Annotated in this window: 21 protein-coding genes; 5 read left to right on the top strand and 16 right to left on the bottom strand. The window is 41.6% G+C overall.

The genetic code is table 11. The features are described from left to right. Positions 1 to 4 precede the first annotated feature (4 nt). The 14 genes from BLS59_RS01005 to BLS59_RS00940 form a co-directional block, all read right to left on the bottom strand. Positions 5 to 1321: an O-antigen ligase family protein gene (locus BLS59_RS01005; RefSeq protein ID WP_091142770.1), complete on the bottom strand. Its 1317-nt coding sequence runs from the start codon at positions 1319 to 1321 to the stop codon at positions 5 to 7. Then, positions 1293 to 2426 carry a DUF1972 domain-containing protein gene (locus BLS59_RS01000; RefSeq protein ID WP_091144954.1) on the bottom strand — a complete coding sequence of 378 codons (1134 nt, stop codon included), beginning with the start codon at positions 2424 to 2426 and terminating at the stop codon, positions 1293 to 1295. Before BLS59_RS01000 ends, BLS59_RS01005 begins: the two co-directional genes overlap by 29 nt. A 2-nt stretch (positions 2427 to 2428) precedes the next feature. After that, on the bottom strand, positions 2429 to 3502 hold the full coding sequence (locus BLS59_RS00995) for a glycosyltransferase family 4 protein (RefSeq protein WP_091142767.1): 1074 nt from the start codon (positions 3500 to 3502) through the stop codon (positions 2429 to 2431). Beyond that, the gene (locus tag BLS59_RS00990; RefSeq protein WP_091142763.1) at positions 3495 to 4466 is read right to left on the bottom strand and encodes a glycosyltransferase; all 972 of its coding nucleotides are present in this window, start codon (positions 4464 to 4466) and stop codon (positions 3495 to 3497) included. The genes BLS59_RS00995 and BLS59_RS00990 overlap by 8 nt, the downstream gene beginning before the upstream one ends. Then, positions 4456 to 6108, bottom strand: a complete 1653-nt coding sequence (locus BLS59_RS00985) for a hypothetical protein (RefSeq protein ID WP_091142761.1) — start codon at positions 6106 to 6108, stop codon at positions 4456 to 4458. Before BLS59_RS00985 ends, BLS59_RS00990 begins: the two co-directional genes overlap by 11 nt. Positions 6109 to 6183: 75 nt before the next feature. Next, positions 6184 to 7599, bottom strand: coding sequence for an oligosaccharide flippase family protein (locus tag BLS59_RS00980; protein WP_091142758.1), 1416 nt, complete (start codon positions 7597 to 7599; stop codon positions 6184 to 6186). A 15-nt stretch (positions 7600 to 7614) separates the two neighbouring features. Beyond that, positions 7615 to 8442, bottom strand: a complete 828-nt coding sequence (locus BLS59_RS00975) for a glycosyltransferase family 2 protein (protein ID WP_091142753.1) — start codon at positions 8440 to 8442, stop codon at positions 7615 to 7617. Between the two features lie 149 nt (positions 8443 to 8591). Beyond that, entirely contained in the window at positions 8592 to 9032 is a 441-nt protein-coding gene (locus BLS59_RS00970; protein ID WP_091142750.1) for a QcrA and Rieske domain-containing protein, read from the bottom strand. A 21-nt stretch (positions 9033 to 9053) separates the two neighbouring features. Further along, a complete protein-coding gene (locus tag BLS59_RS00965; protein WP_143014028.1) occupies positions 9054 to 10004 on the bottom strand; it encodes a DUF5777 family beta-barrel protein in 951 nt (316 codons plus the stop codon). A 34-nt stretch (positions 10005 to 10038) separates the two neighbouring features. Further along, entirely contained in the window at positions 10039 to 10581 is a 543-nt protein-coding gene (locus tag BLS59_RS00960; RefSeq protein ID WP_091142742.1) for a YceI family protein, read from the bottom strand. A gap of 4 nt (positions 10582 to 10585) precedes the next feature. After that, positions 10586 to 11890 carry a hypothetical protein gene (locus tag BLS59_RS00955; protein WP_091142739.1) on the bottom strand — a complete coding sequence of 435 codons (1305 nt, stop codon included), beginning with the start codon at positions 11888 to 11890 and terminating at the stop codon, positions 10586 to 10588. Continuing rightward, positions 11887 to 12519: an RNA polymerase sigma factor gene (locus BLS59_RS00950; RefSeq protein ID WP_091142737.1), complete on the bottom strand. Its 633-nt coding sequence runs from the start codon at positions 12517 to 12519 to the stop codon at positions 11887 to 11889. Before BLS59_RS00950 ends, BLS59_RS00955 begins: the two co-directional genes overlap by 4 nt. A gap of 194 nt (positions 12520 to 12713) precedes the next feature. Then, entirely contained in the window at positions 12714 to 13160 is a 447-nt protein-coding gene (locus BLS59_RS00945) for a hypothetical protein (protein ID WP_091142733.1), read from the bottom strand. 263 nt (positions 13161 to 13423) lie between these two features. Further along, a complete protein-coding gene (locus BLS59_RS00940) occupies positions 13424 to 14662 on the bottom strand; it encodes a nucleoside recognition domain-containing protein (RefSeq protein ID WP_091142728.1) in 1239 nt (412 codons plus the stop codon). An 84-nt stretch (positions 14663 to 14746) separates the two neighbouring features. Between BLS59_RS00940 and BLS59_RS00935 the strand changes: the two genes are divergently transcribed. The 5 genes from BLS59_RS00935 (at position 14747) to BLS59_RS00915 (ending at position 19377) form a co-directional block, all read left to right on the top strand. Next, positions 14747 to 15178: a DinB family protein gene (locus tag BLS59_RS00935; protein ID WP_091142726.1), complete on the top strand. Its 432-nt coding sequence runs from the start codon at positions 14747 to 14749 to the stop codon at positions 15176 to 15178. A gap of 4 nt (positions 15179 to 15182) precedes the next feature. Continuing rightward, positions 15183 to 15599 (top strand): DUF3052 family protein, encoded by a 417-nt coding sequence (locus BLS59_RS00930; RefSeq protein WP_091142722.1) that lies wholly within the window; start codon positions 15183 to 15185, stop codon positions 15597 to 15599. Between the two features lie 92 nt (positions 15600 to 15691). After that, entirely contained in the window at positions 15692 to 16126 is a 435-nt protein-coding gene (locus tag BLS59_RS00925; protein ID WP_091142718.1) for an OsmC family protein, read from the top strand. Positions 16127 to 16299: 173 nt separating this feature from the next. Continuing rightward, the gene (locus BLS59_RS00920) at positions 16300 to 17673 is read left to right on the top strand and encodes an OmpA family protein (RefSeq protein ID WP_091142714.1); all 1374 of its coding nucleotides are present in this window, start codon (positions 16300 to 16302) and stop codon (positions 17671 to 17673) included. Positions 17674 to 18003: 330 nt separating this feature from the next. Next, positions 18004 to 19377 carry an OmpA family protein gene (locus BLS59_RS00915; RefSeq protein WP_091142710.1) on the top strand — a complete coding sequence of 458 codons (1374 nt, stop codon included), beginning with the start codon at positions 18004 to 18006 and terminating at the stop codon, positions 19375 to 19377. Between the two features lie 184 nt (positions 19378 to 19561). Here the strand turns inward: BLS59_RS00915 and BLS59_RS00910 are convergent, their stop codons facing one another. Continuing rightward, positions 19562 to 19945 (bottom strand): SRPBCC domain-containing protein, encoded by a 384-nt coding sequence (locus BLS59_RS00910; RefSeq protein WP_091142706.1) that lies wholly within the window; start codon positions 19943 to 19945, stop codon positions 19562 to 19564. 23 nt (positions 19946 to 19968) lie between these two features. Beyond that, complete coding sequence (locus tag BLS59_RS00905) at positions 19969 to 20559, bottom strand: acetate uptake transporter (RefSeq protein WP_091142703.1); 591 nt, start codon at positions 20557 to 20559, stop codon at positions 19969 to 19971. Positions 20560 to 20660: the final 101 nt, after the last annotated feature.

Genomic DNA, 20660 nt, shown 5'->3' with positions numbered 1-20660 from the left:
TGTATTAGTATGACGTAACGGCTATTCTGTTGGTTGCCAATGAAGTTAAATATTCATCGGATTTGGGATCTTCAATTAACGGCTCCTGTTTTTTCACATCCGGCAGCATAAAAAGGGAGAAGAAAAGGCTGTAAAACATTACGCCTTTATCCATATCAAGTACGTCTTCTGACAGGGAAACAACCGCGATCACCAGCATAAAGCTGATGAACACCAGGTTCCTTTTTTTAAAGGCGGCCCTAAAACCATAGGCCAATGTAAAAAGGTAAACCAATAAACCCCAGATACCGGATTTGAGCCAAAAGCTGAGATACTCGTTATGGGCATTCAACCCTACCAGGAACGAATTATACAATTTGGCATCAAAAAAGCCATCTTTCAACAACAAAACTTCGGAGCCTGAGCCATGCCCCAATACAGGTTTCTGTTTAATGACTTTCGCAACAACCTCCCAGCGTGCTAAACGAGGATCGGCACCCTCTGTAGGTTTGGCTACCGATAGATCTGTTTTTAGGGTAGTTATGTAACGTTCCCTGAATGATGGAATGTTCAACAACGCTGTAATTCCGATTGCAGAGATCATTAAAGCAGCCAGCACGTACATCAGCCTGTTCTCGCCTTTCAATAAATAATAAGGAATAGCTGCATTGATGATTACGAAGAGAATGATCAAAATAGATTTAGAGCTAAGTTGAATCAATCCACAAAGCAGGATAAGGCAGCACGCCACATAAAAAAGCTTTAAGGATAACCGGGCTTGTTTAAACAAAATAGTAAAAAAGTAAACCAACCCGATAACCAGCTGAAACGAAAAAAACGTTGCGTGAATATCAAGGGGCTCCGAAAAATTATGGTTAGTAAAAGCCGGCGTAAAAATGGTTTTCAGGGGCAGGTGATAATATCTGATGGTGTGGTAAGCATCAAAATACAGGTAAACGACGGTTGCTACACAAACCAGGGCAAACCCCTTTAGCAATATAGGGATGTACTTTTTTACATCGATGTTGGTAAGTGAAAGCAAAATGGGGAGCAGTAAAATAGGGAGCCGTAAGGTTAACTCCGTAATTGCCTGGGGGAGATATTTTGAATAAAGTGCTGCAATAAGCGTAACAATAAATGCGGATTGCAGCACCAGATTATTTAGGGTGAATATGGTCCCCAACTTATCTTTTTTCAAGTGGATAAGTGTGTGCGCCGCAAAGCTGATGAGGATAATATGGCTGTAAAAACGATCGAACGGTAAACTCGCCAGCAGGAATAGCAAATGATAATAGCTGATCTTATTAGCCGTATTATCGTTGATCAGCAATAATTCTTTCATAGTTTGAATTTTTATAGCACTCAACAATAAAGGTTTCGTATTGGTCAATCACCCTTTCCCAGTTAAATTGCGATTGGATCTTGTGCAGGTTATTCATCACCATATTTTTCTCAAAATCATGGCGCTGCACGTTTTCAACCAGGTGTTTTACCTCTTCGGCATTGGAAAAATAAAAGGCATCGGTATTCAGCACCGATTTATTAAAAGGGTTATTATGCGCGGCTATCAGCGCTTCGCTGCCCATAGCCTCCAGCAGCGAGGGATTGGTACCGCCAACACTATGGCCGTGAAAATACAGGTAGGAGTTGTTTTGTAACGACCGCACCTTCGGGGTATCGAAAATGGCCCCTTTAAACTCTATCCGCTCGTCATTGGCAAATTTATTAACAATGAACTTGCCGAAGCGGTTACCGGTATCGCCCAAAACCTTAAATTTCTTTTGCGAATTGCTGCTGTTGAAACCGGCTAAAATGGCATCTATGTTATTCTCAGGTTCCATGCGGGCCATCAGTAAAAAATAGTCTTCTTTAAGTACCTCTTTAGCATCATACTGTTCCCTTTCCTCGGTGCTGAAAACGTCGGCACCATAGGGAATATACTGGCTGGTAACATCGTATTTATCCTTCAGGTATGATTTTATCACCATCGAATCGGAAATATAGTACTGACTATGCTTTACAGCCAGTTTTTCGGCATACCTTAAAAAACGTTGTACCGGTTTTGAATATTTGGAGCGTTTCCACTCCATGCCATCCATATTGGTGATGATGGCACTGCCCTGCGGATATATGTTACCCCATACCGAGCTGCTGGTATAACCCATTATCAGCACCACATCAAACTTGCGCTTGCGGGCATCAAGCAGGCAATTCATATCATAAATGAACTGCCCGGCAGTGCCGATCAGGTATTCCGGATCATAGCAATGGATGATGTCCACGCCGTTCCAGCTATCCTGGGTATACGGGTGGTTATGCGAGTTATAAACCGATACCGAATGACCGCGCTTTACCAACCCGGCCGATACATATTCTGAGATATGTTCAAACCCTCCGTAATAATTGGGGATACCCCTTGTTCCTAATATGGCTGTACGTAGTTTCATGGTCATAATACTGATTGATATGCTTTTAAAGTTTGTGATGCGGCCTGGTTCCAGGTGTATTTCTGTAGTATCCGGCTGCGCAGGTGCTCATTAATTGGTGCGGCGGCGGCATTTTCAATGGCCTCAAAAATGCTTTGCGGCGATGCCGGGTTGCAGTAAAAAGCATCATTGGCAAAGTATTCGCGTACGTCGCCCTTATCACTGACTACTATATTGCAGCCCATTAGTGCCGCTTCTATTGAACTTAAACCGGTGGTTTCAAACCAGCTGGGCAGTACATGCACCCCGGCACGCTGGTAGTATTTTGCCAGCTGCTGCTGCGGCATCTGGTCAACAAAAACAATGTTATCCGCAGCTATGCGCCTGCATTCCTGGTAGTAGGCAGCCTGGTTGGGGGCATAAGCACCAATGAGTAACAGGCGATACCCCGTATTATTTAAGGCTTTTATTAAATTAAGCTGATTTTTTATCCCCTCTATACGTGCCGCACAGATTACCAGTTTATCGTCCTTAACGATAGTGGGATCGTAACTGAACAAATTTTGATCGGTACCGTTAGGAACCACCATGTGCTTAACCTCGCCGGGATAGTTTTTAAGTACCCGCCGGTATTCGGAATGTGAATTGGGCAATATCATGGCAGCGCGACTTAAAATATCTATAATGCTTCTGCGCTGGCCTTTCCAGGTATAAGAGGCGCTGGCCATACTATCCCGTCCCAACAGGTAGCGAGCTATGGTTTTAAGGTATTCCACACCATCGGCCGGGAAATATTTAAAAATACGACCTGCGCCGGTACGGTGTTGCTGGTCGTACTCGCTGTAATTACAAAGTATGGTTGATATAACGTATGGCTTGCCCGCCCTATGGCTATGGTACAAAATATCGGCAGGGCGACTCAAGTTAAAAAAGTGCAGCAGATCATAGCTATTATAATTAATGTTTTCGTTTGAAAGCTTTATTTCGGCAGTAATACCCATAAAGGTGAGGTGCCGTGCGGTTTGCACAGCTTGCACCGTATCGCCGCCGGGTACGGTGTACAGGGTAGACCGGGTAATAAATGCCACCTTAATCATTTCGCCCTCCCCATGTCATCAGATCATGCAGCCAGTTAATTATTCGCTCGGGCAGGTAGCTAACGGTGTACAACAGGTAATTATCCAACCGAAGCGGTGATATGCTGATAGCCCTTGCCACATGCAGGCGCGCCAGTTCTGGTTGAAAGTTATTGAGCAACAGCTTTTTGGCGCATAAAGCATAATATGAACCATGTTTAATTTTGGCGGATACCTGTTTTTCGCTAATCTCGGCCAGTAAAACACCCTCGGTTGCGGTAATACTGCGTTTTTTAAGGGTAGTATATTTTATATCCCTGAATTTGCGTGGCCGCCATTTTTCATCAATGGTTATTGATTCGGGGTTGAGCCTTACTTTTATTAGTGGCTGGGGCAAATTGCAGGCTTTTTGATCTTTCAGGATATTCACCCATAAAAAATGATCTTCAAAAGTGTAGGCATGCTCGTTGTAACCACCTTTGTTAATGATCACATCCCTCCGGTAAAAAACGCAGGAATGTATGAACGGGCAAACAGAATATTTAAGCTGCTGGATCTCCTCATTGCTAAAAGCAGGCGGCTTATGCGTAAACAGATGAACGCCATCCATATCTACATAATCTGCCGCCGAACCAATTACACTATACCCCGGGTTGGCTATCATAAAATCGTACTGTAGCTGCAGCCTTTGCGGGTAACAGATATCGTCTGCATCAAAACGGGCTATAAACGCTGCGCGGGCATATTTTAAGCCATTGTTGAGCGCCTGGGCAATACCTTTATTATCCTGGTAAATAAGTACTATACGTGGGTCTTCAAATGAATTAACCACATCTACTGTATCATCGGTTGAACCATCGTTTATGATGAGCAGTTCAAAATCCATAAAAGTTTGGTTCAGCACCGATGCTATGGCATCGCCTATGTATTTGCCTGCGTTATACGCCGGCATCAAAACCGTTATTTTAGGTATATCAAAGTTCATTGGTAAGCGGTTTTGGGGTTGAGTTTTCTTTTATGTTGAGCAATAGCAGCAATTCAAAAAGTATCAATACCGATAATTGCTCAAACCAGTATTCCACAAAAAAAGCCGACAGCATTAACAGCAAAACTGGCAAGCCGTAAGTGAGCTTTTTATAATGCCGGGCAAAAAAGCCCAGGTAGTAAATGGCAAATACCAGCAAGCCTATTAAACCATACTCGCCCAATAACTGGTCATAAACCGAGAACGGGCTGTTAGTTAAAGAATGAAAACCCGACCTGCGGCTGAAAAAGTTGAGGTAAAGGTTTAAATGGTTAACCATAAAATCATGATCGATATAAATAAACTTATGCGGGTAGCCCCCGGCAAAACCCAATCCGGTAGCCCTGAAGGCAAGTTTTGACGAAAAATTCCCCATACCTGCGCCCGCAAGTATCCGTGCGGGATTTCCATGAAAAAAGTTTATCGTTTGCAGGAATCCAGCCGCCTTGCCAGGTAAGGTTGGAAGAGCTTCTTCCTTACCCGTGATGGCTAATGCCTGCTTATGTGTGCTTATAAATTCAACAAGCTGCCGCTGCTCGGGTGGGGTTTGAGTGCTGCTTTGGTAGGTGGCGGTATGGATGGGAGGGCCCTTAATGGCAATTCGCCCGCCTTCGGCTTTATATATTTCAGTAGCCGGCATTACTATTACAGACTTAGGCGGATGCAAAACTGCGTATACACTATCAGTATATGCCAGTGCCATTTTTCTGCGGCGTTCATCAAGAGTTAAAGGGGTGTTATTAGCTGCCGCGATGTTGATGCCGGTAACAGGCAATGGCGTTACCACTTCCTTATGAAAAAGGCGTGCTACGGTTTCACTTGCGTATTTATCGTTTTGGGGAGATACTTTCGCCATAAAAATCCCCAGAAATACCAGGCAGATCACTATAAAGCTTTTCTGAAGCTTATCTGTTTTAAATGCGAATAGCAGGATGAAAATGAGTAGTAAAACCAGGTTTATAAAATTGCTACCCGTTAAAAGCAGCGTAGCCATGCAAACAAAAAGCATTACGGCATTTTTGCGGCCGAGGAAATAAACAACACCAAAAGCGCTGAGTACCGCGTTTGTGGTAGAAGTATCAAATGTAAGTCCGCGGATATAATCGCCGGTGCTGATGAAGTATTTCTGGTATTCACCCTGGTAGGTGTAAGGGTTGATGTTACCGGTAGCTTTTACAATAAGCGCGATATTGATAAATGATACCAAGGCGTTAACTGCAAAAAACACAAGCAGCGTTTGATGAATTATGGCGGTATCATTTCTTTCTACAGAAAACTTTACCTGGTGTATGGCCAGGATACAAAGCAGCCAGAATGCCATACCAATGAGTATTACAACTATATAATTGAGGTTGACTGCCTGCCGGTTGAACAAAATACTAATGAACGGAATAACCATTATCAGCAGGTAAAACAGGGGCAACCTTGAGTTTTTGAACTTAAACCCAAACTTGAAATTGAACCGGAAAATATAGATAAGAATAATGGCCGGAATTTTTACCGCCAGCTTTACATTCAAAAACAACAGCAAAAAGGCGAGGAGATGCCAGTCTGCCGCCGACTTTATTTTGTTGATGTAAAAAGCAATTCTGTTAAGCACCATTCTCCGGTTTCCTTTAAATCATTACGACCTGAAAACGGGATTGGTTGCCTGCTTAAACGGCGAAACCTTACTATTTTACCAATTGAGTAGCTTTATTAACTGCTTACCATCGCGCAGTTTTATTTGTTGGGTAGCAAGCAGCGATAAAACGAAAAATAGTATAGATGAAAGTAAGGCCAGCCAAACGTTTTGGAATAACATTTTTGCTAAAAAGCCACTTGCGGCAGCGCAAATAAGGGACGGTATTAAGTAGTAAAAAACACCCCTGAGCCCGGCGAGCGTATTTTTAGTCATGTAAAAAATAACCTGCGCCAAACATGCCAGTAAAAATGCGGCGGCGGCACCCTCGTTCTTATAAATGGGGATGAGCAACAAATCGCCGGCTACGTTTACGCCAAAGGTTATGAGGAAGGAGTGGAGGATCATTTTAAGCCGGTTTTGCACAAAAAAAATCGTCCATAAAAAATTGCTCAGGTACATAAAAGGTATGCAGAGCGATAAGATAAAAATTGTGGTGGTGTTTACCGCGCCATATTTACCGCCGGTAACCATGTCAATTAGTGGGTTCCAGCCCATATTTATCAGCAACGCGGTAAGGGCGGCAATTACAAGTTCTATCCTGACGAGCAGTTTAAGGTCGGCTTCACGATGGTCGTCTGTTTTAAATAATTTAGTGAACCGGGGGATAAGCAGCGGTGCAATAGCCAGCAGGGGCAGGGTAGAGATCTCGAAGATCTTGTAAGCAAAACTATACTCTGCCAGTTTTGCAGCCGAAAGAATGAACCCGATGAACAACCAATCGAACCGGGCAAGCGCCGATGTAATAAGCACCACGCCAACCTGTGGTAATGATTGCTTTAGTAATTCACGATATTCCATTTTTGCCCAGCGGGGTTTTACAGGTACTTTTATGTACCGTGTAAAAAGATAAGCACACACAATTAGTTCCAGTGCATCACCGGCAATAAATACCCATACAATGGTTTGCAGGTTTATGTGATGCAGCAAGGCTAAAACAACAAGGCAAATCCCCCTGACTGTATTTGATACTACCAGCATGTAGGAAAGCAGTTTAAACCGCTCCATTCCGTTTGATACTTGCTTTAGTGGCGTTGAGAAAAAGATCATCAGTTTACCGGCACCTATTAAAAGTATCAGGCGGTAAAGCTCATTATCATGGGTAAAAAAGAGGCTGCCAATTAACAGGATCCCATAAAACAAAAAGCCCGCAACAATTACGTGAAAGGCATATAAAGATAGCACAGATTGTGCGTCATCGCCCTGGGCCACTTTCTTAACCACTACCTGATCTATACCGAACGAGAGGATATTAAATACCGCAAGCAGCAGTGCCAGCGCCAGGTTTACTTGTCCAAAACTGTTTTTATCGAGATTTACAGATAAGAGGTAAAATATTAGTACGCCAAACAGCTGGTTTACCACAAGCTGCAGCACATTGGCCGATAGGTTATGAACCAGCTTTTTTTTCATGAACAATGCCCCGGATTATTCAACCCGCGCATCGGCATTAAATTTATAGGCCATAACGGGTAGTTCATGCTGATAAGTGCTTTGCGGATGATGTTGATGCAGTGCTTTATTTAGGTAATGATACTTTAACCAGGTGTTTTTAAAAGCCATTTTTGCAATATTCCAGCCTTCTTTACCATCTAAAAATCCCAATAAAATTACGTAGATCTTTACAAAATGGAACAGCGGGGCAATATATAATTTTACAACACCTGCCTTTTTGCCGCTCTGCAAATATTTTATAGCGCTGAGGCGGGAATATAACAGGGTTTTAGCCTCATGTTCTTTTGCATTGCTTACCGAATAATGGTGCAAATGTCCGGTTAGTTTTTTTACTGTCGATTTTTTAGGCAGCAGCAGCGTTTCATGTACTGGTGGTTCCGTCCATTTTACATGAATGCGGTTAAACAGCCTGATGTGGTGATCTCGTCCCCAGGTACCAAACCGGATGAGTTTGCTGCCATAATATGACCTGAACGGAATATCGTAAACAGTTTTATTATCGTCAAGCTGTAACAAGGCTATTGTGTTCAGAAGCTCGGCATCGGGAATCTCATCGGCATCAATACTCAGTATCCAATCGTGTTTGGCTAACTGGATGCCTTTATTTTTATTAGCGCCATAACCATCCCAGTTTTTTGGATAAATGCGGCAACCATTGCTGGCGGCAACAGTCAGGGTATCATCGGTACTGTCGTTATCTATTACTATAATATCATCGCTGATCTGCCGCAGCATAGCAAGACTGCGGTTTAGCATTTCGGCCTCATTTTTTGTGATGATAACAACAGAAACAGTAGCCATGAACAGTTGATTTTTGCAGCCACCCCAAAAGCGACCTGTATTAATATATCGTTGGTTGTTACTAAAGGGTTGCCTGTAACCGGCAATTTATCGGGAGAAAGCGAAGAAAATAAAAGCCCGGCTTGTATTATTAAGCCGGGCTGCTGCATTTATGTAGTAACCGTGAGGTCAGTCCCGGTAATGTTAACCTTGTATTGTTTGAGTGCAAACCCGGCCGGGCCGCGTAATACCACTCCGGTGGTACTAAATTCGCTGCCATGATTCGGGCATATAAATATACCCTGGGCGTTATTATAGTTAATAGATGTGCCCTGGTGCGTACAGGCTACCTGTACGGCGGTAAATGAATCGGCAACGCTTCCTGCTGCAAGGCGTACCAGGATAATACCTGCTGCCACCTTAAAACCGCCAATAGCTTGTAATTCTGAATTAAGATTGGCAGTAAGGAGTGGACCGCTACCATCGGGCGCATTATTTCCTGGGGTTGGGTCGCTGTTTTTTACATCACTGCCGCATGATGCCAGGTTACAGCCAACGCAAACCGCTGCAAGGCTGATGCCTAATTTCGATAAAAACTCTTGTCTTTGCATAGTGAAATATTTTAAGGGGATTTATTTGTAAGTGCCTTTATGTTTAGGGTTAAAATCAAATACGCGCGTTATGGTAAAGCCAAACCGATACTGTCCTTTGCCCCATTTTGATTGTGTATTGCTCAGGTAATTCATAGGTGATATAGCCTCGGCATTGGTAAAATTCATGGTGAATACGTGACCGCCTGTTTCAATTTCAATACCTACACCCGATGGATCATAAAATTTAGGACTATCGCTGTTCCGCCTGAAATCGGAAAATGGATGCGCGTAATCAACCACTATCCCCATACGCTTGGTGATCTTAAAACGACCGGCTGCCGATAAGGAGAAAAAATCTTTCTCGTTACCCTCAACAAAAGGGAAGGGCAGGTTATTGCGCACAAAAGAAGGGGAGATCTGCGCAGAAAACCTTGATGAAAATTTACGGGCTATTACCAGTTGAGCAAAATAATTAAACCTGTTGCCATAATCGTCAAATACGTTGGTGGTTACACTGTAGGGTTTTAAACCAGTTTTGCCTATCACTGTTAAAGCTACAGGTATGCTGTTATCTGATGTTTGGTGCAGGAAATTATACTTTAAACCCAGTTCCAACAGCTGCTCATACTTGCTTCTGCCAAAATCAATATCCAGGTTATCGGTTAAGCCGTATTCAAACCCTATGTAAATATCTGAGGAGTTATCAAAGCCCCAAAGCGTTTTACCGCCGCCATCATTACCGCCTATATCGCCAAAACGATGAACAATAACAAAGTTGAGGTTATTTTTTTTGATGGTTTCGCTGGTTTCAGATAAAATAAGCCTTGTTGATTTAAAGGTGGCCATCACTGGTTCGGCCTTTGTTTCTCCGCTCAGGCTGTTCAGTAATGAATCTGCCGACGAGATTGTGTCTTTTTTTGCAGGGGGTTGCTGCGCGAAAGCCATTCCCGTAAACAGGGTGAATGCTGCAAGTAATAAATAGTGTTTCATGTTGATTGATTTGGTTTTGGGAATGGGGTATTTGTTATTTTTTATAAAGCGTATAACTGGCTGCCACTTTAATTTGAATGGTTTCGGCAATTTTTTGGAATACCAGCTGGGGTATCTCTATGTTATGATCTTTACATGCAACTATAAATGTTGATGCCAGGCTCACTACGCCTTTGCTAACGGTAACGGTTCCTTTAATGGTGCGGGTTTGTTTAACACCATGCACTTCAAACACACCGGCGGCATTTACCGGGTAGCTGCCATCCTTGGTAACATCCAGTTTTTCCTGGATCTTGCCTTTGAAGGTGGCATTGGGATATTTGTCGCTCTCCATATAGTTTTCATTAAAATGCTCCTGCATTAATGATTTTTCGAACGTGAAGCTGCGGATAGGTACACTGAACGCCATATCGCCGGTGGCAACATTTAAAACAGATGTACCGGTGTTTGAGGTAGCATCAATATCCTCGAGCGGGGCCTTTGAAAACAGGCTTATTTTGGCGTTTTTACAAACATAGGTATCCTGGCCCGCCTGGTTGCTGAACCAGACAAGTAAAATAATGACAATATATTTCATAAAATTATTTTGGTTTAAATACTGAATTTAAATTCCAGCTAACACCTAATGCAACCCCTGTTGATTTAAGATCAACCCTTCCGTTGCCGATACCGGTAAGCGGAAGTTTCATATAAGGCTGCACCACAGCGCTGAATTTTGAATTAATTTGACGTTGATAAGTAGCATTAACATTAAGCACCCCAAACAAGTGCTGGTTTTGATTTTTTATTTCAAGATTATGAGGTGCCCATCCGCTTTCGGGCGAATAATCAAAACGATAATTTTCCCTCAGCATAAAGTATGATGATAAACCGGTACCCAAAGCCAATGCATTTTTTCCTCTTGAATATACCTGGTAGCTCATGTTTAAAGGAATATCTAATACTTTACAGTTGGCATATACATTTGTAGGGTCAATAGGTGAGTTATATGCAGCCTTATAACTACTAAAACCAGCTTCGTAAGGTTTAACAGCATAAGCCGCTCCTGTACTGATACTGAATTTTTTAGATATACGTACGGAAAGTTGCAACCCAAAGTTTGTGCCCACCTGCGATCTGTTAAACGAATTAACCGCGTTAACATCCGGTGCTGCCAATACGCTCAGCGAAAATTGCGGCCGGGTTTTAAATTTTTGATTGGCCGCTATAAGCGCTTTATTACTTTGCTGTACCGGCTGCTGTACTTCGGTAACAGTATCCGGCGTTGTATTGGCCGCCACGCCATTTTGTACCTGGTTACCTGCCGATGCTATTTGATTAGTAGCGGTTGCATTTGTATTGTTAACTACCCGTTTATCTTTTGGTGTAACATTGGTATTATTAACAAGGTTGTTATATAAGGCAACACTATCCTTTGTTGTGTTTGTCCCGGATGGTTTTACCACAACATTATTGTTAACCGGCGAATAATGCCCTGTATGATTACCGGCCAAGGGCGCCACCGGGTTATTATTTTGCCCCGGAGTAACATTGTTATTTAAGCCTTTGTTAACCGCAATCATGCCTGTATCCTGTGGTGTAGCAGGCTGCACCGGATTATTGTTTGTTTTAGGTTGTTTTTTTGTATTACCGTATAATTTCGTTTGGTTTGATGTTGCCTTATCTTTGTTATTAAAAAAATATAAACCTATTGCCAGTAGCAGTAAAGCCGCTATTGCCGAGGCATAATATATAAAACGTAACACGCCTGCTTTTTTGCTGGATTTGCCATCCAGTAACTGTTCCATTGAAGCCCAATCCTCCTCACGAAAAACAATACGATCTTCAGAGCCGGATATCCCGTCTTTGAATAGCTGATCCAATTTATTTTCCTTTTTCTCTTTCATCTCATTATAAATTCTATCAAAACAGACATGCCAATGCTTATAGCACCAATGGCTACAATATTCTGGCGACTGCTTTCTGTGTCGGCATCCGGCAAGCGGCCGGCATTAAGTACCATCGTTTTTAGTTTCTCCCTCGCTTTAAACAAATTTGATTTTGATGTACCTGTGCTGATATTCAGCTTTGCGGCTATTTCTTCATGTGTAAATCCTTCAATGGCAAACAGGTTAAATACGGTACGGTAGGCGTTTGGCAGTTGCTGCACCATGCTAATCAAATCGTCATAGTTCAGTTTTTGATCGGGCAAATCGTTATGGCCAATATCTTCCGCAGCATCCAAATCGTCGTTAAGCGATAGTTTGAGGTTGCTCCTGTAATAATCAACAGAAGTATTCATCATTATGCGCCCAACCCAGGCAATAAACGGTCGTCCGGTATCGTATTTATGTAAATTGGTGAACACCTTTAAAAAGCCCTGGTTCATGATCTCGGCTGCTTCATAACGATTTCCAGCGTAACGCAGGCATATGCTCATAGCAAAACCATAGAATGCCTTATACAGCATTTTTTGGTCTGTTCTGCTATGCTGTAAACAGCCTGCAATTACTTTCTGTAGTTCTGCTTCTCCCATAAACGGGTATCTACCGTGTTAATTTATCCTTTGTTTTCAGTTATCACGTAGCACAGTTGCCAAAGGTTGCCCCGCATTTATTTTTTTTTATAATTTATTAAAAATACACAATTATCAACTCCGAAGAGGTAAAAAACGACTTCGAATTAATTAGCAAATGAGGGAATTAAAAGGGGTGGGTTTAACAGGAAAGCTTACTCTGCGACTTCGTTCATATCAAGCATAGTCCAGTTATCCATGTTGGTTTTTGAGCCACCGTCGTATTTCAGGGTGATGGAGAAGTTGGTTTTAACCTTTTGGCCCTTTTCATCAATACCGGTAACATCCGATTTAATAACAAAAACCGAGTCGGACTTTTTGGCGAATTGATACCGATCTTCTGAGAAAGATAAGTTGCCCGAGTGAATAGTGGGGGATATGTACTGTTCGGCTATTTTATAAGCATCATCGCTGCTGGGGAACATGGTAAAAGAAAGCATATTTGAAGTGCCGCCAGAAGTTGCAAATTTTATAATTACAATAACAAATATCAATCCGAGGGCAAACAGCAGCCCAATACCGGTTAAGGCTGTTTTTCTGCGATACCGCTTATCCTTATTATAACTTTCCTGAGGCTTTTCTTTGTGAACTACCTTCTCCATTGATTTAGATTAAATAACTGATACAAATACACTTATAAAAAAAACGATCAATATAAATCCAAACATCTTTTTGCACCTGAAATTTGTGACAAGTTGCTGGGGATGTATGAAAAATAACGAACTACCGATTTAACTGATCAATTATCGGGTTGGGCTTTTAGACGTAAGATTGAATGAAATGGTTACAATTGCTGAAAAAATAACGCACTAAAAATCAACTCATTAATCAATAGTTTAATTAGTTTTCAAAACAACAGGAAGGTTTATCCAAAGAATAAATAAGCGACAAAAATAGCCGCTACAACCCCGGCAAGGTCGGCTATTAAACCGGCGGGAATGGCGTAACGGGATTTTTTAATGCCTACCGAACCAAAATAGAGCGCCACTATATAAAATGTAGTATCGGCCGATCCGTTGAAGATACAGGCCAGGCGGCCGGCAAAGCTATCGGATTTAAAGGTTGTCATTACATTAATCATCATAGCCTTTGAACCCGAACCACTTAACGGTTTCATATAAGCTACAGGCATCGCATCCACAAATCGGGTGTCGAAGTTAAACTGAACACAAACCCATCTCAATCCGTCGTTAATATAATCCAAAGCGCCGCAGCTTCTGAAAACGCTGATACCTACAAGCATCGCCACCAGATAGGGGATTATTTTAACAGAAGTTTCAAAGCCCCCTTTAGCTCCTTCAATAAAGACTTCAAACACATTCAACTTTTTTATCAATCCACCTAAAATAAAAATGGTACATATAGCAAAAATTATTAGGTTACTTGATACACTGGATACAACGCTAATCTGCTCTTTACTTAAATAATGTGTAAAGCACCATACAACCAAAGTTATAAATGTAGTTAAGCCACCCAACCAACTAATGATAACCTTATCAAAAAGGTTTATTTTTTGTTTGATAGCCACCGCTATTAGTCCTACAACGGTAGCCACGTAGGTTGCAATTATGCAAGGGATAAATATATCTGTTGGGTTGGCCGAATTTAATATTGCTCTTTGCGCAATTATGGTTACAGGCAACAATTGCAAGCCAGAGGTATGCAGTACCAAAAACATGATCTGCGCGTTGGAGGCGGTATCCTTATCAGGGTTAAGTTCCTGCAAACTGCCCATGGCTTTAAGTCCAAGGGGGGTGGCGGCATTATCAAGCCCCAGCAGGTTTGCAGAAAAATTCATAAGCATCTGACCTGTAGCGGGATGATCCTTAGGCACATCGGGAAACAGGCGGCTAAAAAACGGGCCAACTATGCGCGATAAAAAATTAATTGCTCCTGCCTTTTCGCCAATATTTAGTATTCCCAAAAAGAAAGTCATTGACCCTACCAATGGTAATGCGATTTCCATCACCGACGATTTCGACGAACTGAAAATACCCTCAACCAATAGCTTAAACGCTTCCACATCGCCAAAAAAAACTAATTTTATGAGGGCTACTACAAAAGCAATTACAAAAAAAGCTATCCAGATATAATTAAGGGCCATATTAGTGTTTAAGGCTTTGAAGTTAATGGTTTTGTAATTTAATACGAAATAACAATCTTTAAATACTTATTTAAAAATACCCTCATGACCGTACCCGCACTGCTTTTAAACAAAGTAATTACCGACTTTTTGCAAAATACGCCGCAAGATATTGACTGGAACTACAAGCCCGCGGAGGACAAATGGTCAAGAAAGGAGATCATTGGGCATTTGATAGATAGCGGCCATATAAACCTGCTGCGCTTTGTACGCTGTACTTATGAAGAAAACTTTAAACTGGTTTACGAGCAGGATGACTATGTTGCTGCTCAACATTACCAGCAGGTGGATATTAAGGAACTGCTGGATATGTGGATCCTCCTGAACAGGCAGATCATCAGGGTTTGGGAAAATTATCCGCCCGACAGACTAACCGCCCGCTGCGACAACAGTAAAGGCGAGCCCAACCTGCAAACTGTAGAATGGCTGGCGAACGACTATGTAGAACACTTAATGCATCATCTTAAAAGTATTTAATAATATGGCAGGTTATTCGGGCACGCCGCTGGCAAAAAAGCTTGGCATAAAAAGCGGTACAAAAGTTACGCTGATTAATGCGCCGCAACACTACCTGCAACTATTTACAGATATGCCTGCCGATGTTTATTTTGTTAACGATACAGCCATCCTCAAAGATGTGATCCATTTTTTTACCAAAGAAAGGGCCGGGTTTTTAACCGTTTTACCCGGTTTAATGCTGCAAATAAAGCAGGACGGAATGATATGGGTTTCGTGGCCAAAAAAGGCATCAAAAGTAGTTACCGACATTACCGAAGATGTGATCAGGGATTTTTCGCTTGAAATTGGCCTGGTTGATATTAAAGTATGCGCTGTAGATGAAACATGGTCGGGTTTAAAACTGGTAATACCTGTAAAGCTCAGGAAAACATCAGTTTAGCATCATATTTTATTATAAACAATTTAAACCGTTGCGCTTGTTTTATTTAGCGCATACAAATACATAACTTAGCAGTGTACAATACATTTATTATGGCTACAATAGAATTAAAAAGAGTATCCGGTGATTTTGGTTTTGAAGCAGTTGATGCCAATGGCCACACTGTAAAAATGGATAGCAGCCCCGAAAGCGGCGGCCAGGATTTTGGCATACGCCCCATGCAAATATTGTTAATGGGTTTAGCTGGCTGCTCGGCAATTGATGTGATAAGCATACTAAAAAAGCAGCGCCAGGAAGTAAAGGACTATAAAATGATAGTTAATGGCGAACGTGAAGCCGGTAAGGAGCCTTCACTTTGGGAAGATATTGACATTGAATTTCACCTTTATGGCGATATTGATGAAGATAAAGCCGCCCGCGCGGTTGAATTATCATTAAACAAATATTGTTCGGTAGCGGCCACTTTGGGCAAAGCCGGTGCAGATATTAAATCGAAGGTATTTATACATCCTGAAGTTACTATTTAATAAAATAATAAATAAGCTTTATAAGGGGTTGTGTTTGTTCACAACCCCTTATTTTTTATACGTTATTCATTATATTCACAAGGCACAACTAACGGTAGAGCTCCCAATCATTTGTATGTTATTACAGGTATAATTGTTTATAACAATAACCAAGTAAAATTAACATACGCAATATGAAACCAAATCTTAAAAAAATCACGCTGCTGCTGGTGGGGCTCATAGTAGGCAGCACATTATTTGCACAAACCGATAGCACCACGGCAAAGGATTATGTAGAGCCGTTTTCGGGCTCAAAAATGTTAAACACATGGTCGTTAGGAGTAGGCGCGGGAATAATGACCGGGTTTAATTTTTTTACCACTAAAGATCAACAGGATTTTACGCATCCGTCATCAAGCTTAGGATACGGACTGTATGTAAAAAAGCAGGTGTTGCCATCATTAGGGATACAGTTAGATGCTATGAGGGGTAAGCTAAATGCAACTCAAAGCCAGGTAGACCCCACAGGCACACAGCCCAATGGTTTGGGTTATTACCACACCAGCTTAAACTGGGCAGCGGCATTGAGCGTAAATTTCACCTTTGCCAACATCAATTGGGAGCACGACAGGCCATTTATACAGCCATATATAACATTGGGCGGCGGTATTATGAATTACACCCCCAGGATATTCCATAATGATGGCGCAGGAGGCGGTGTTGAACTTCCTTTTAAAACCGAAGGCAACCATAAAATATTTGAAACCTATATACCGCTGGGTTTCGGGTTTAAATTTACCGTAGCCCGTAACCTTAATTTAGATTTGGGCTGGATTACTAATTTTGCCAATACCGATAACCTCGACGGTTACAACTACGGCACAAGCAGCGATAAATTCTCTTACATACACGGTGGTTTAGAGTTTGCATTCGGCAGTACAAAAAAACCACAAATGGCAGTACATAACCCGGTAGCATCCATGCGTACCGAGTACAAAACCGGAGACACACAACTGCAGGGTGAGATAAATTCAGAAAAAGCTAAAAACGATAAGCTCAGGAGCGATTTGGACGCCACCAATGCCACGCTATCTAAATTAACTACAGACAGTGATGGCGATGGCGTGGTTGATGCCAACGACAAATGCCCCAACACACCGCCTAATACCAAGGTTGATGGTGCAGGCTGCCCGCTTCCTTTACCCACTGTAGTTACCGAGGAAGACAAAAAGGTTATTAAAGAAGCTATCAGAAACCTTGAGTTTGATTTTAGCAAGGCTACTATCCACAAAGAATCATTGCCAAGCCTTGATAAAGTTGCTCAGTTACTGGTAGATAAAAACTTTAGTTTGAAACTTGCCGGCCATACAGACAATGTAGGATCAGACGCCATGAACATGAAACTATCAAAGGCCCGCGCCGAATCTGTTAAAGCTTACCTAGTGAGCAAAGGTGCAAATCCATCACGTATTGAAGCTACCGGCTATGGCGAAAGTCAGCCAATTGCTACAAACAAAACGGCGAAGGGGCGTCAAATAAACCGCAGGGTTGAATTTACCTTATTTTAAAATTTTTAAAACTAAACCATCATTACTACTAAAAAGAGCCGCTCAGTTGAGTGGCTCTTTTAGTTAAACAGCACTTTCTTATAACGAAACTTGATATCTTTTTTAGACTAAAACCCCAAAACTGTCCTTTTTTTGACCCACTAACCTTTCGGTACAAAAAGTTAATATTAACAAAACGCCACATTGCTGTGGCGGATTTAATAGCTATGAATCACATTGTTACCTTAATGTAAACAACCTGTGGGAGTATAAAGAATTGTCAGTGGCATTAATGTTGAATATGAGGGTCAGCATCACTTTAAAATTGATGCGATAACTAAAATTACGATTATGAAATCAAATTTAAAAAAAGCCGGTCTGCTCCTTACAGGAATTATGGTAGGCGGTAAATTATTTGCACAAACCCCAGACACTACAGCAACTAACGATTACGTTAAACCATTTTCCGGTGGCGGTCAATTACGCACATGGTCAGTAGGTGTACACGGTGGATTGTTAACCCCTTTCACCATCTTTGGTAGCAATGGCCGCCAGGATTTCACCAACCCAATGGAACAAGTTGGTTACGGTGCTTACATCAAAAAACAAATTTTACCTTCATTTGGCTTACAGGCAGATTTCCTGCGTGGTAAAGTAAAATCGACAGACAGCCAGGCTGATGGCAGCGGTAATTCACCGTATTCACAATATGTTACTGATATAAACTATTCGGTAGCATTAAGTGCAAACATTACTTTAGCCAATATTAACTGGCGTCATGAAAAACCATTTATTCAACCATACTTAACATTTGGTGCTGGTAGAATGAATTACACACCTAAAGTTACCCCGGTTGGTGGCCAGGAAACAAAATTCAAGACAACAGGGAACGGATCAATAAATGAACTTTATATTCCTTTAGGTCTTGGTTTAAAATTCGATCTTGCACCAGGTGTAAACTTAGACATGGGTTACCAGGTTAACTTTGTTAACTCAGATAACTTTGATGGTTACAACCACGGTTCAACAAACGACAGGTTTTCTTATGCCCACATCGGTTTAGAATTTGCCCTTGGAAGCAGCAAAAAGCCACAAATGGCAACTCATAACCCTGTATCATCTATGCGTACAGAATACTTATGGGAAAATGCTCAAACAAAATCACAATTACAACAGCAAATTGATGCTGAAAAAGCTAAAAACGACCAACTTAGAAATGATTTGAACACTACTAACGCAAACCTTGCCAAATTAACAACTGATAGTGACGGAGATGGCGTTGTTGACGTTAATGACAAATGTCCAAACACACCAGCCGGTACAAAGGTTGATGGTTCTGGTTGCCCACTTGCTAAACCGGTTATTTATGTAACTGAAGAAGACAAGAAAGTAGTTAAAGATGCGATTAAAAATCTTGAATTTGATTTAGGAAAATCAACCATCCGTGATCACTCTTTACCAAGCTTAGACAGGGTTGCTCAATTATTAGTTGATAAAAACTTCAGCTTAAAATTAGCAGGCCATACCGATAATACAGGTTCAAAAGATTTGAACATGAGGTTATCAAAAGATCGTGCAGAATCAATCAAAGCTTACCTGGTAAGTAAAGGTGCAAACGCATCACGTATTGAAGCTACAGGTTATGGTCAAAACCAACCAATTGCTACAAACAAAACTGCTGCTGGCCGTCAGGCAAACCGTAGGGTTGAATTCACTTTATATTAATAGCCCCTTCCTTTAAAGGAAAGCTATAAATAAGAAAAGCCGCTCAATTGAGCGGCTTTTCTTATTTATAAATATTGCGTCCCGACATTAAACAATTTGTCATCCTGAGCGCAGCGAAGTATCTATTATACTATTGCAAAGTCTACGAATAGATCCTTCGTACCGCAGGATGACAAAAAATTATTTATTCTCCTTCAAAAAAGTCTATCAAACCGCCAAAGTAGGCGTTAGTCCATCCATCGGTAATATCGTCAAAATCAGCATCGGGGATATTGGTATGGCGTAACTCGGCCGATGTGCCTTGTTTATCCTCATGCAGCTTAATAGTCACAATAGAATTATCAGACTGACCATCAAAATACCATTGCTGTACAATCTTTTTCCCTGCTTCAAATTCAATATTTTTGCCGGAGATGCTGCCATCCCACATCGAAAATTCTGATCCTGGCTCGGTGCTCATTTCTGCAACTTCGCCAGTCCATAGTTCAATAGTTATGGGGTTGGTTAGGGCCATGTATATCTCATCGGGCGTGGCCGGTATGCTGTAATATTTTTTAAAATCTTTCACCTGCGCAATTTAGCAAGATTATTTTAAACCTTAACAGGGCCAATTGGTAATACCACACGGCCGTAAACCTCATTCAGTACATTAGCAATACCGGTATAAATGGCAGATGCACCGCAGATAATACCTTCATAACCAGCAAGGTGCTTAATTGTGGTGTTACCTGTAGCATCACCGGCAACCAGCAAAAAGAACAAGATGGTTAATGAGCCAAAAACAAATTGCAGCGCGCGGTTCAATTTAAGCGTACCAAAAAACAATAACAGGGTGAATACGCCCCAGATACCCAGGTAGGCGCACATAGCACCCTCGGTTGGTGCGGTACCCCAGCCAAACTTAGGCATAACAATAAGGCCCACTAACGATAGCCAGAAAAAACCATACGATGTAAAAGCCGTTAAGCCGAAAGTATTGTTCTTTTTAGCTTCAATAACGCCTGCTATAACCTGGGCCAGGCCGCCGTAAAATATCCCCATAGCCAGTATCATGGAGTTCATTTCAAAAAAACCGGCGTTGTGAATGTTTAACAATACGGTTGTCATACCGAAGGCGCAAAGACCGAGAGGGGCAGGGTTGGCAATGCCATCCTTTACCGCGACAGGCGTTGTTGGGATCATAATTTGTTTAGGAATTTAATTGGTTTATTATGCAATCTATGTCATTTTAAAATATTTACCAATTTTTTTTATAACTCTGCGCTTAGTTTTGTGTTAACAAA

This window comes from Mucilaginibacter pineti (assembly GCF_900101875.1).
GTDB classification, from domain to species: domain Bacteria; phylum Bacteroidota; class Bacteroidia; order Sphingobacteriales; family Sphingobacteriaceae; genus Mucilaginibacter; species Mucilaginibacter pineti.
Note: the sequence above shows the minus strand (reverse complement) of the source record. Positions and strands in the feature narration are given on the sequence as shown.

Excerpts from the sequence above, each read along its gene's own strand:
- BLS59_RS01005 (WP_091142770.1), bottom strand. The coding sequence starts at position 1,321 with ATGAAAGAATTATTGCTGATCAACGATAATACGGCTAATAAGATCAGC.
- BLS59_RS01000 (WP_091144954.1), bottom strand. The coding sequence starts at position 2,426 with ATGAAACTACGTACAGCCATATTAGGAACAAGGGGTATCCCCAATTAT.
- BLS59_RS00995 (WP_091142767.1), bottom strand. The coding sequence starts at position 3,502 with ATGATTAAGGTGGCATTTATTACCCGGTCTACCCTGTACACCGTACCC.
- BLS59_RS00990 (WP_091142763.1), bottom strand. The coding sequence starts at position 4,466 with ATGAACTTTGATATACCTAAAATAACGGTTTTGATGCCGGCGTATAAC.
- BLS59_RS00985 (WP_091142761.1), bottom strand. The coding sequence starts at position 6,108 with ATGGTGCTTAACAGAATTGCTTTTTACATCAACAAAATAAAGTCGGCG.
- BLS59_RS00980 (WP_091142758.1), bottom strand. The coding sequence starts at position 7,599 with ATGAAAAAAAAGCTGGTTCATAACCTATCGGCCAATGTGCTGCAGCTT.
- BLS59_RS00975 (WP_091142753.1), bottom strand. The coding sequence starts at position 8,442 with ATGGCTACTGTTTCTGTTGTTATCATCACAAAAAATGAGGCCGAAATG.
- BLS59_RS00970 (WP_091142750.1), bottom strand. The coding sequence starts at position 9,032 with ATGCAAAGACAAGAGTTTTTATCGAAATTAGGCATCAGCCTTGCAGCG.
- BLS59_RS00965 (WP_143014028.1), bottom strand. The coding sequence starts at position 10,004 with ATGAAACACTATTTATTACTTGCAGCATTCACCCTGTTTACGGGAATG.
- BLS59_RS00960 (WP_091142742.1), bottom strand. The coding sequence starts at position 10,581 with ATGAAATATATTGTCATTATTTTACTTGTCTGGTTCAGCAACCAGGCG.
- BLS59_RS00955 (WP_091142739.1), bottom strand. The coding sequence starts at position 11,890 with ATGAAAGAGAAAAAGGAAAATAAATTGGATCAGCTATTCAAAGACGGG.
- BLS59_RS00950 (WP_091142737.1), bottom strand. The coding sequence starts at position 12,519 with ATGGGAGAAGCAGAACTACAGAAAGTAATTGCAGGCTGTTTACAGCAT.
- BLS59_RS00945 (WP_091142733.1), bottom strand. The coding sequence starts at position 13,160 with ATGGAGAAGGTAGTTCACAAAGAAAAGCCTCAGGAAAGTTATAATAAG.
- BLS59_RS00940 (WP_091142728.1), bottom strand. The coding sequence starts at position 14,662 with ATGGCCCTTAATTATATCTGGATAGCTTTTTTTGTAATTGCTTTTGTA.
- BLS59_RS00935 (WP_091142726.1), top strand. The coding sequence starts at position 14,747 with ATGACCGTACCCGCACTGCTTTTAAACAAAGTAATTACCGACTTTTTG.
- BLS59_RS00930 (WP_091142722.1), top strand. The coding sequence starts at position 15,183 with ATGGCAGGTTATTCGGGCACGCCGCTGGCAAAAAAGCTTGGCATAAAA.
- BLS59_RS00925 (WP_091142718.1), top strand. The coding sequence starts at position 15,692 with ATGGCTACAATAGAATTAAAAAGAGTATCCGGTGATTTTGGTTTTGAA.
- BLS59_RS00920 (WP_091142714.1), top strand. The coding sequence starts at position 16,300 with ATGAAACCAAATCTTAAAAAAATCACGCTGCTGCTGGTGGGGCTCATA.
- BLS59_RS00915 (WP_091142710.1), top strand. The coding sequence starts at position 18,004 with ATGAAATCAAATTTAAAAAAAGCCGGTCTGCTCCTTACAGGAATTATG.
- BLS59_RS00905 (WP_091142703.1), bottom strand. The coding sequence starts at position 20,559 with ATGATCCCAACAACGCCTGTCGCGGTAAAGGATGGCATTGCCAACCCT.